8 protein-coding genes are annotated in these 9,350 nt (G+C 64.1%); 4 read left to right on the top strand and 4 right to left on the bottom strand.

Annotated elements, in window-relative coordinates:
* Positions 1-74 precede the first annotated feature (74 nt).
* The 4 genes from IIE29_RS16490 to IIE29_RS16475 all read right to left on the bottom strand — a co-directional run bounded on the left by IIE29_RS16490 (position 75) and on the right by IIE29_RS16475 (position 5,421).
* On the bottom strand, positions 75-1,172 hold the full coding sequence (locus IIE29_RS16490) for a type I restriction endonuclease (protein WP_209326383.1): 1,098 nt from the start codon (positions 1,170-1,172) through the stop codon (positions 75-77).
* Between the two features lie 184 nt (positions 1,173-1,356).
* On the bottom strand, positions 1,357-2,904 hold the full coding sequence (locus IIE29_RS16485; RefSeq protein ID WP_209326382.1) for an aspartate ammonia-lyase: 1,548 nt from the start codon (positions 2,902-2,904) through the stop codon (positions 1,357-1,359).
* 45 nt (positions 2,905-2,949) lie between these two features.
* Positions 2,950-4,239 carry a flavin-containing monooxygenase gene (locus IIE29_RS16480; protein ID WP_209326381.1) on the bottom strand — a complete coding sequence of 430 codons (1,290 nt, stop codon included), beginning with the start codon at positions 4,237-4,239 and terminating at the stop codon, positions 2,950-2,952.
* A gap of 261 nt (positions 4,240-4,500) precedes the next feature.
* The gene (locus IIE29_RS16475) at positions 4,501-5,421 is read right to left on the bottom strand and encodes a LysR substrate-binding domain-containing protein (protein WP_209326380.1); all 921 of its coding nucleotides are present in this window, start codon (positions 5,419-5,421) and stop codon (positions 4,501-4,503) included.
* 131 nt (positions 5,422-5,552) lie between these two features.
* Between IIE29_RS16475 and IIE29_RS16470 the strand changes: the two genes are divergently transcribed.
* Genes IIE29_RS16470 through IIE29_RS16455 form a run of 4 tightly spaced genes read left to right on the top strand, consistent with a single transcriptional unit; the run spans position 5,553 to position 9,314 of the window.
* The gene (locus tag IIE29_RS16470) at positions 5,553-6,008 is read left to right on the top strand and encodes a RidA family protein (protein ID WP_209326379.1); all 456 of its coding nucleotides are present in this window, start codon (positions 5,553-5,555) and stop codon (positions 6,006-6,008) included.
* Entirely contained in the window at positions 6,005-6,688 is a 684-nt protein-coding gene (locus tag IIE29_RS16465; RefSeq protein ID WP_209326378.1) for a DUF1028 domain-containing protein, read from the top strand. The genes IIE29_RS16470 and IIE29_RS16465 overlap by 4 nt, the downstream gene beginning before the upstream one ends.
* Entirely contained in the window at positions 6,685-7,866 is a 1,182-nt protein-coding gene (locus IIE29_RS16460; protein ID WP_209326377.1) for a M20 family metallopeptidase, read from the top strand. Before IIE29_RS16465 ends, IIE29_RS16460 begins: the two co-directional genes overlap by 4 nt.
* 44 nt (positions 7,867-7,910) lie before the next feature.
* The gene (locus IIE29_RS16455; RefSeq protein WP_209326376.1) at positions 7,911-9,314 is read left to right on the top strand and encodes an MFS transporter; all 1,404 of its coding nucleotides are present in this window, start codon (positions 7,911-7,913) and stop codon (positions 9,312-9,314) included.
* The last annotated feature ends 36 nt before the right edge of the window (positions 9,315-9,350 follow it).

Raw genomic sequence — 9,350 nt, 5'->3', positions numbered from 1 at the left:
GTGGTTACCCATATCGGTATCGGAGGTCTTCGTTGTGTTTCAACTACCGTTCACAACGTGTCGAGGAAGTACACCTAGCCGATGTAGCGTTTCACGGATTCCCGGATGCCTTCCGCATGCAGGTAGATCTCTTCCAGCCCCTCGATCGGGTGCCTGGTCTCGACTTTGTCCTCATCGAATAGGCCCAGGTACTTCTGCCTCTTCCCGTTGAAATGAAGTCGCGCGATAGGCTTCCGGTTGTTGTCGTCCAGGAGCACCGCGAAATACGATTTCGCATCCCGCTGCGCAATCCGCTCGGGCTTCACCTCGCTGCAGCTGATCGCCTTGACGATCTGATATCCCTCGAGTTCCTCCAGTGTCGTGACGATCTCCGTATCACGGTCGAGATCGGATTCGACTGCCTGTTCACTCGTGACTGCGTCAGCCTCAGGCGCACGCTCCAATGGAGAGGAGCTGGACGTGCCCAAAGCTGTCTTCAATCGATCGTTCACCCGCTCGTTGAGGTATTGCTTTGCTGCCTTCGCGACCAACTCCGTGAACTGCGCTTTCGCATCTTGCGTGAAGCGGCCGTCGTAGACGCGGCTGGTGAAGAGGCGCACGAACCCCTCGTCCGGTTCTTTGAACTGCGCGGCGATCTCACGCTTGATCGCCCCGACGTATTTGAGCTCTTCCGCTGCGTTGATCACCGAATCGAGGTCGAAGACCTCCTTCGACAGCTTGCGCAGCTCCGGCAGAAGAGTCTCATCGATCTCATTGAGGTCCAGGACCAGGAACGGACGATCGTCCATCTTATTCGGCGCGTCCAGATCGGTGTAGAAATTATAGACTTCACCATTCGTCAAGATCGCGATACGCGCATTCGTGACGGAGAAATACCGAAACAGCTGTGAGGCATGTTCTATCCGAAGCGGCTCCGTCGACTTCTTGCATTCGATGAGGATCCGAACCTCACCCTCACGCATGATCGCGTAGTCGACCTTCTCATTGCGCTTGGTCCCGACATCGGCGGTGAATTCCGGCACGACCTCGAGCGGATTGAAGATGTCATATCCGAGAATCGTGGAGATGAAGGGCATGACAAACGCGTTCTTCGTCGCCTCCTCCGTCTGGATGGCATCACGCTGATTCTGCACTTTTGCCGCCAATGCGGACAGCCGCTCTTCGAACTCCATTGTCACTCCAAACTCGAACATCACCAGTAGTTGACTTGAACCAAACTGTAGCCTGACTTCGGTCCGTCTGGGTGCTCAAGCGGTTATGAGGTGGCTGTCGACGCAAGTCCGCAATGAATACAGAAGAAAGCGGCATCGTCCGGAGCAATCTTGCGCTCCGAACGGTGCCGCCTCCTGATGACTCTCACCCCTCCGGGTCGGCCACCACCGGGAGCTCTCCGGTCATCTCGTCGCGGGGAACCGCCTCGGAGCTGGTTGCCGAGTTGTCCACGCTGTCGTCAGCCGGCATTCCGGTCAGACGTTCGGGGCTGAGGATCTCACCGAGCTGATCACGTTCGAGCAGTCCGTGCTCGACGACGAGATCGGCAACCGATTCGTTCCTCGCCAGCGCCTCCTTGGCCAGCTTCGCCGCGGATGCGTACCCGATGACCGGAGCAAGGGCGGTAATCACGGTGACCGAGCGGTCGACGATGTCGTCGAGTCGATCCTCGTTGGCGGTGATGCCGTTGACGCAGTTGATGCGGAAGGTCTGGCAGGCCCGCTCGAGCCACGTGATCGACTGGAACAGAGAGTGGGCGATGATCGGTTCGAAGGCGTTGAGCTGCAGCTGCCCGGCTTCGACAGCCATGGACACGGTGACATCGGCGCCGGCCACGGAGTATGCGACCTGGGAGACCGACTCGGGAATGACCGGGTTGACCTTGCCGGGCATGATCGACGATCCGGCCTGACGGGCCGGCAGATTGATCTCGCCGAGGCCGGCCTGCGGACCCGAGGACAGCAGCCGCAGGTCATTGGCGATCTTCGACATCTTCAGCGCGCTGCGCTTGAGCGCACCGGAGAAGGTGATGAAGACACCGGTGTCCGAGGTGGATTCGACGAGGTCGCCGGCGGTGACGAGATCGAGCCCGGTGATCTCGCGCAGGTGCTTGATGACCGCTTCCTTGTATCCGACCGGGGCATTGATCGACGTCCCGATCGCGGTCGCACCCATATTGACCTCGCCGAGGAGGGCGACGGCCTCTTCCAGACGCTGCACGTCCTCGCGCAGGGTAGTGGCGAAGGCGTTGAATTCCTGGCCCAGAGTCATCGGAACCGCATCCTGCATCTGGGTGCGTCCGACCTTGACGATGTGGGCGAATTCGCGGCCCTTGGCGGCGAAGGAATCGGCGAGGAGCGTGAGTTCTGCCAGCAGGTTCTTCAGGGAGAACGCGAGGGCGATCTTGATCGCGGTCGGATAGGTGTCGTTCGTCGACTGACTGTGGTTCGTATGGTCGTTGGGGTGGATGAACGTGTAATCGCCCTTCGGCCGACCGGCGATCTCGAGGGCACGATTGGTGATCACCTCGTTGGCGTTCATGTTCGTCGACGTTCCGGCCCCGCCCTGGACGACGCCGACGGCGAACTGGTCATGCAGCTTGCCGGCCTTGATCTCCTCGCACGCGGCATCGATGAGGTTCGCCCGCTGGTCGTCGAGCGCCCCGATCTCGGCATTCGCTCGAGCCGCAGCCTGCTTGACGCAGGCGAAGGCGCGCACGAAGTCCGGGTAGACGGAAATGGGGCGACGAGCGATGGGGAAGTTCTCATTGGCACGAGCCGTGTGCACTCCCCAATAGGCGGTATCGGGGATCTCGAGGCTGCCGATCGAATCGGTCTCGGTGCGAGTGGGTGAACCTTGAGCGGTCAGAGGAGTGGAAGCGGTGGATGATGCGGAAGCATTCGACTCAGTCATAGTGATTTCAGGGTCTCACATTCCAGAAGCAGGCGAGTGAGCGGGTCAGGACGCTGCCGTTGCGAGCGGAGCGCCCACCGGGACGTAGTCGCGGTACATCCGTTGGATGCCGATCTGGTCCGCGAGGTACTTCGCGTCGTGCCACACGCCCCAGATGAAGCTCGAGCCCCGTCGGGAGAGCCAGGGCAGCCCGAGAAAGTACATGCCCGGAACCGGAGTCACTCCCCGCTGCTGCACTGGGTATCCTCGTTCGTCGAGCACGCCCGGAACATCTAGCCAGGAGTAGTCGACACCGAACCCGGTCGCCCAGATTACGGTGCGGATGCCCGCGGCAGCGAGGTCGAGTTCGAGGAGCGGGTCGCTGACACATTCCGGATCGGGGCCGAGGACGTGCGCCTCGGGCTCCGAGGGCAGGTCGAGCCCATTGCGTTCGACGTACTCGTCGGCCTCACTCAGCAGCGACAGGTAGTTCTCGTCTCCCCGCGCAATGTTCCTCTGCAGATCGGCTCCGATGTGCAGCTTTCCATCGGAATAGGCATTCGCCCGGCCGAGTAGAGTGATGCCCGAGTCCGCGAGGTCGCGGAAGTCCACAGTGTGTCCGCCCTGAGCCCCGCTGACGGCGATAGTGACATGCTCGGCACCGGCCGGAGGAGTAGCCATGTCCCACTTGCCCAACACCCCGAGCCACCAGCAAAAGTCGCGGTTGCGGTAGGAGCGCGGCGGACGGTCATGGGGGCCGACTGCGAGGTGGACCGGTCGACCCGAGCGCTGGATCTCGGCGGCGATCTGCACGCCCGACGACCCAGCGCCGACGACGAGGACACCACCCTCGTCGAGCTGTTCGGGGTTCTTATAGGAATTCGAGTGGATCTGCGTCAGACCCGCTTCAACAGGGATGATGTCAGGAATCCGCGGGGTCTGGAACGGACCGGTGGCGGCGACGACATAGTCGGCGTCGATGACTCCGGTGTCGGTGGTCACGCGGAACCCGCGGGATCCCGCGTTCTCCGTCACCGAGGTGGCGCTGACCCCGGTGCGTACCGGCAGGTTCTTGGCTTCGACGAGCGTCTGGAAGTAGTCGGCGACTTGCCCCTTAGTGGCGAAGCCGTCGGGATCGGTATGAGCAAACTCCTGCGTGGGGAAGCGATCGTGCCAGGCCGGCCCATTGGCGACGAGGGAATCCCACCGGCGCGAGCGCCACGCTTCGGCGACGCGGTCCTTCTCGAGGACGACATGGGCCACTCCCCTATCACTGAGGTGCTCACTCATCGCGATCCCGGCCTGGCCTCCGCCGATGACGACGACTTCGGTCAGTTCTGCGGCTGTGTTCGACATGGACACCCTTCCGTCGGTGCCGCGTTGCTGCGGCATGTGCTTCATTGCTGGCGGGCACAACTTCAACGTTGCCCTGACGCCCTCCAGCAAACCGCAGGTGGAAGTGGCATTGCCAATAGTTCTTCACGGTCCACTGCATCACATGAATAGATGCAACCATCAAATATTGATCACTTCGAGGTATCGCTCGAGCCGTCTTCGGTCCACCCGAATAGCACTTTTGGGCTGATTGCTCAGAGCGCCTCCGAAGCGCTTTCCGCCCTACTCGGGAGCCACCTCGGCGAGGATCTCGCGGACAACGTCTCTCACGGCCGTCCCCTTCGCCGTCTGCCCGGAACGGGCCAGGGTCGACACGGCCACATGCAGGGTCGGCACAGGATCGGAGATCTCGAGGATCGTCGTCCGCTCCCCCGTGTAGGTCTGCCGGATCCGCGGCCTCTGGTTGAGAATGGAGAACCCGAGGCCCATGGCGACCATCGAGCGCACGGTCTCGTAGCTCGAGCTGCGGTAGCGCACATGCGGGGTGATCCCGGCCAGGCGCAGCATGTTGAGGAAGTACTCGCGACTGTCGGGCAGATCGAGGACGACGAACGAGTCCTCGGCGAGCTCGCTCAGCGAGACCTTCTTTCGCCTCGCCAGGCGGTGGTCGGTGCCGACGATGACGTGCGGTCGGGCCTCACCGACGATCTCGGCGCGGATCCCGTCGGATTCGGTGAGATCATAGTTGAGCGCGAGTTCGACCCGACCGCTGCGCAGCGCATCGATGCTCTCCTCGTGGTCACCTTCGACGACCTCGACGTTCAGCTCGGGATGGCGCTCACCCAGCCGCTGGAGCAGCTGCGGCAGCAGGAAGGGCGCGATCGTCTGGAAGCAGGCGATGACGATGGTTCCGCGCACCTCGCGCTGCCCGGCCTGAATCGAATCGACGGCGTCCGTGATCCGACCGAAGATCTCCCGGGTCTCGTGGAGCAGGCTCTCGCCAGCCGAGGTGAGCACGAGACCCTTCGAATGCTGGCGCACGAACAGCGGGGCGCCGAGAGCCTTCTCCAGCTGGTTGATCGCCGTCGACACCGCCGACTGCGCGATATGGAGCTCCTGGCTGGCCTCGGTCATGTTCAGCGTCTTCGCGCATTCGGCGAAGTACGACAGCTGAGTGAGCGTGATCGAGAATCTCTGCACCATTGCGGGCTCCCTGCGATGAAGAATCTGTTTTGTAGATGCTCTGTCTAAATTATAACTATTTCACAGATGAAAGGAATGTCTCGAGAATGGGTGCAGACAACGACCGCTTCACTCGACGAGGAGACGCCGCCATGGCAGAGCCGACGCACACACGCCTGAGAATGTTCAATACCAAGGACACCTATCCGGAGCAGAATCTCGACAACGACCTCTGCCAGGCCGTGGTCGCTGGCGGCGTCGTCTACCTGCGCGGGCAGATCGGCCAGGATCTCGAGACCAGGGAGTCGGTGGGCATCGGCGATGTCACTGCGCAGACCGAGAAGGCGATGGCGAACATCGCGATGCTCCTCGATGAGGCCGGCAGCAGCCTCGCCGACATCGTCAAGGTCACCGTCTACATCATCGACCCCCGCTACCGCGAGGACGTCTACCGCACGATGGGCAAGTGGCTCAAGGGAGTCTTCCCTGTCTCGACCGGCATCGTCGTCCAGGCTCTGGCTCGTCCCGAGTGGCTCGTCGAGATCGACGCCACCGCCGTCATCAGCGACTCGTTCGCCGCGAACACCCCCGCCGAGGTGGCCCAGTGACTTTCTCCCTCCTCCTCCACGATCCCGAGACCGGGGAGTTCGGTTCCGCGATCTCCTCGTCCTCGCCAGCCGTCGCCGCCCGCTGCATCAATCTCGCCGACGGTGTCGGCGGAGTGAACTCCCAGAACATCACCGACCCCCGCCTCGGCCGGTCGATCCTCGATGAGATGGCCGTCGGCGGGAACGCGCAGGCGGCTCTCGACACCGTCGTCGCCGCCGCTGATCCGACCGCGATCGACTACCGGCAGCTGCTCGTCATCGACGCAGCCGGGAACACCGCCGCACACTCCGGCGCCCAGGCGCTCGGCATCTTCGGCGCCCGCACCGAGACCAATGCCGTGGCCGGGGGCAATATGCTCGCCGACCTGACGGTTCTCGACGCCTTCGTCGAGACCGCGCTGTCGGTGGCTGGCCGCCTCGAGGAGCGTCTCTTCGCCGCGTTCGAAGCCGCCATGGCCGCCGGCGGTGAGGCCGGGCCCGTCCATTCGGCCGGCCTGTCGGTAGTCAACGGCTCCGGCTGGAGGGTCACCGACCTCCGTGTCGACTGGGCCGATGAGGACCCCATCGGACAGCTGGGTCGCCTCCTCGAAATCTGGATGCCGCAGCGAGACGACTACATCACCCGCGGCCTCGATCCGGCCGCCTCGCCCTCCTACGGGGTACCCGGAGACGACCGATGAACCGTCCAGCGCCCGGCGCCGCCCCGGACACCGAGGAGGTCGCTGCGACCGAGGCTCACAAGGCGCGGGTGCAGACCCGCATCGGGCAGGTGGCCCCGCGCCTGGTCGAACTGTCGAATTCCCTCCACGATGATCCCGAACTCGGTTGGCAGGAGTTCCGTTCCTCAGCTGCCGTCGCCGGTGTCCTGACCGAGCACGGCTTCACCGTCGAACAGCCCTATCTCGGGCTCGAGACCGCCTTCCGCGCCACCTTCGGATCGGGCGAGTTCACCATCGGCTTCCTCGCCGAGTACGATGCCCTGCCGGGCCTCGGCCATGCCTGCGGTCACAACCTGATCGCTGCGATGAGCGTGGGCGGGGCGATCGGCCTCGCCGAGGTGGCCGCGGAGCTCGGCATCACGGTCGAGGTCATCGGCACCCCGGCCGAAGAGGGCGGCGGCGGCAAGATCGAACTGCTCGACCGCGGCGCGTTCACCGAACTCGATTTCGCACTCATGGCCCATCCGGCCCCCGTCGACGTCGCAGAGGCCGAACCGTTCGCCGTCACCCACTGGCACGTCGAATACACCGGCCGCGCCGCCCATGCCGCCGCCTATCCCGAGCGCGGCATCAACGCCAATGACGCCTTCCTCGTCGCCCAGGTGGCCCTCGGCTTGCTCCGCCAGCAGCTGCCGAAAACTGCCAGGGTGCACGGAGTGATGACGAACGGCGGTGAGGCCCCGAATGCGATCCCGGCCAAGACCGAGGGCCGCTGGTACGTGCGCGCCGAGACGATGGAGGAGCTGCTGGCCCTCGAACAGAAGGTCACCAACTGCTTCGAGGCCGGAGCCCTGGCCACCGGTGCCGAACTGTCCATCACCCCGGAGAGCCGCCGCTACTCGGAGATGCGCACCGATGAGGACGCACTCGATGCCTACCGGGCCAATGCTGTGGCGCTGGGCCGGGACTTCGACGTCGACCCCGTCGCCGCGACGATGAACCGCGCCTCGACGGACATGGGCAACGTCTCCCAGATCGTCGACGCCATTCACCCCTATATCGGCGTCGGCGGCGAGGCGAGCAACCATCAGGCGGCGTTCGCCGAGTCCTGTGTCGGCGACCTGGCCGAACACGCCCTCATCGACGGCGCCACCGCTCTGGCTTGGACCGCTGCAGACGTGAGCGTCCAACGAGCCTGAGCGCACTCACTCAGCGCACCACGATTCCAAAGGAGGATTCGGACATGTCAGGTGACACACAGGCCGCCCAGGGGCTGGCCTATCAGAAGGGTCTGCGCAAGAGCGTGGTCGCCGGCTCCATCGGCGTTCTCGTCCACTGGTTCGACTGGGCTGTCTACGCCTATATGGCTACGACGATCGCAGCGATCTTCTTCCCCAAGGAGGACAGCACCGCGGGGCTGCTCGCCACATTCGCGGTCTTCGCCGTCTCGTTCCTCGTCCGACCAATCGGCGCGATCATCTTCGGCCGCCTCGGCGATAAGCTCGGCCGCAAGCACACCCTGTCGCTGGTCATTCTCGCCATGGCACTGTCGACGCTCGTGCTCGGTGTGCTCCCGACGTACGGAACCATCGGAGTGCTCGCCCCGATCCTCCTCATCGTCACCCGCATCGTGCAGGGTCTGGCCGCCGGCGGTGAGTTCGGCAGCGCGGCAGCGTTCCTCGGAGAGTTCTCTCCGCCGAAGCGTCGCGGCTTCGGCTGCAGCTGGCTCGAGGTGGGCTCCCTGGCCGGATTCCTCTTGGCCTCCTTCGTCGTCTTCCTCCTCAACCAGGCGCTGACGCCCGACCAGGTGAGCGCCTGGGGCTGGAGGATCCCGTTCCTCATCACCGTGCCCTTGGGCTTCATCGGCCTCTACATCCGTCGGAAGATCGAGGACACCCCGGAATTCGAGGCGCTGCAGAAGATGGAGACCGTCGCCGAGGCGCCCCTGCGCGAGGTGTTCAAACGCAATCCCAAACAGTTCCTCCAGACCTGCGGGATGGAGACCTTCATGAACGTCACCTTCTACGTCGTCCTCGTCTACCTGCTGACCTATCAGGAGACGGCGATCGGCATCGAGCCCGGGCGGGCGGCGCTGCTGTCGACCCTGGCCTCGGCGCTCGGCCTCATCATCGTCCCGCTGGCGGGCCTCGCCTCGGACCGGTTCGGGCGCAAGCCTGTGCTCATGACCGCGGCCATTGCACTCACGGTGCTCTCGGCGCCGCTGTTCCTGCTCATGGGCGCCGACTACCCATGGGCGTCGTTCGTCTCCACCTTCGGTCTCGCCTTCATCCTCGCGATCATCCTCGGCACGCATGCCGCCACTGTCGTCGAACTCTTCCCGACCCGAACGAGGCAGACTGGCCTGTCCATCGCCTATGCACTGACCGCCGCGCTCTTCGCAGGCACCGCGCCCTATATCCTCACTTGGCTCATCGATTCCACGGGCAGCACCTTGAGCCCCGGCTGGTTCCTCGCCGTCGTCGGCGTCATCGGCATCGTCACCGTCGCTTCTCTGCCGGAGAGCCGCGGGATCGACCTGCTGCGCACCGACGACCTCGAGGAGTCGCCGACAACCTCGGTCGCCGAGGCGGCCGCCCCTGCCGAGTGCCCCAGCTCCTCGCCCGTCGAACCCTCCAGCGACCGCTGACCGCTGTCACTGCCCAGCCGCTTTCCGCACCACACT

The organism is Brevibacterium renqingii (assembly GCF_017808095.1).
Taxonomy (GTDB): Bacteria; Actinomycetota; Actinomycetes; order Actinomycetales; family Brevibacteriaceae; genus Brevibacterium; species Brevibacterium renqingii.
Note: the sequence above shows the minus strand (reverse complement) of the source record. Positions and strands in the feature narration are given on the sequence as shown.

Excerpts from the sequence above, each read along its gene's own strand:
- IIE29_RS16490 (WP_209326383.1), bottom strand. The coding sequence starts at position 1,172 with ATGGAGTTCGAAGAGCGGCTGTCCGCATTGGCGGCAAAAGTGCAGAAT.
- IIE29_RS16485 (WP_209326382.1), bottom strand. The coding sequence starts at position 2,904 with ATGACTGAGTCGAATGCTTCCGCATCATCCACCGCTTCCACTCCTCTG.
- IIE29_RS16480 (WP_209326381.1), bottom strand. The coding sequence starts at position 4,239 with ATGTCGAACACAGCCGCAGAACTGACCGAAGTCGTCGTCATCGGCGGA.
- IIE29_RS16475 (WP_209326380.1), bottom strand. The coding sequence starts at position 5,421 with ATGGTGCAGAGATTCTCGATCACGCTCACTCAGCTGTCGTACTTCGCC.
- IIE29_RS16470 (WP_209326379.1), top strand. The coding sequence starts at position 5,553 with ATGGCAGAGCCGACGCACACACGCCTGAGAATGTTCAATACCAAGGAC.
- IIE29_RS16460 (WP_209326377.1), top strand. The coding sequence starts at position 6,685 with ATGAACCGTCCAGCGCCCGGCGCCGCCCCGGACACCGAGGAGGTCGCT.
- IIE29_RS16455 (WP_209326376.1), top strand. The coding sequence starts at position 7,911 with ATGTCAGGTGACACACAGGCCGCCCAGGGGCTGGCCTATCAGAAGGGT.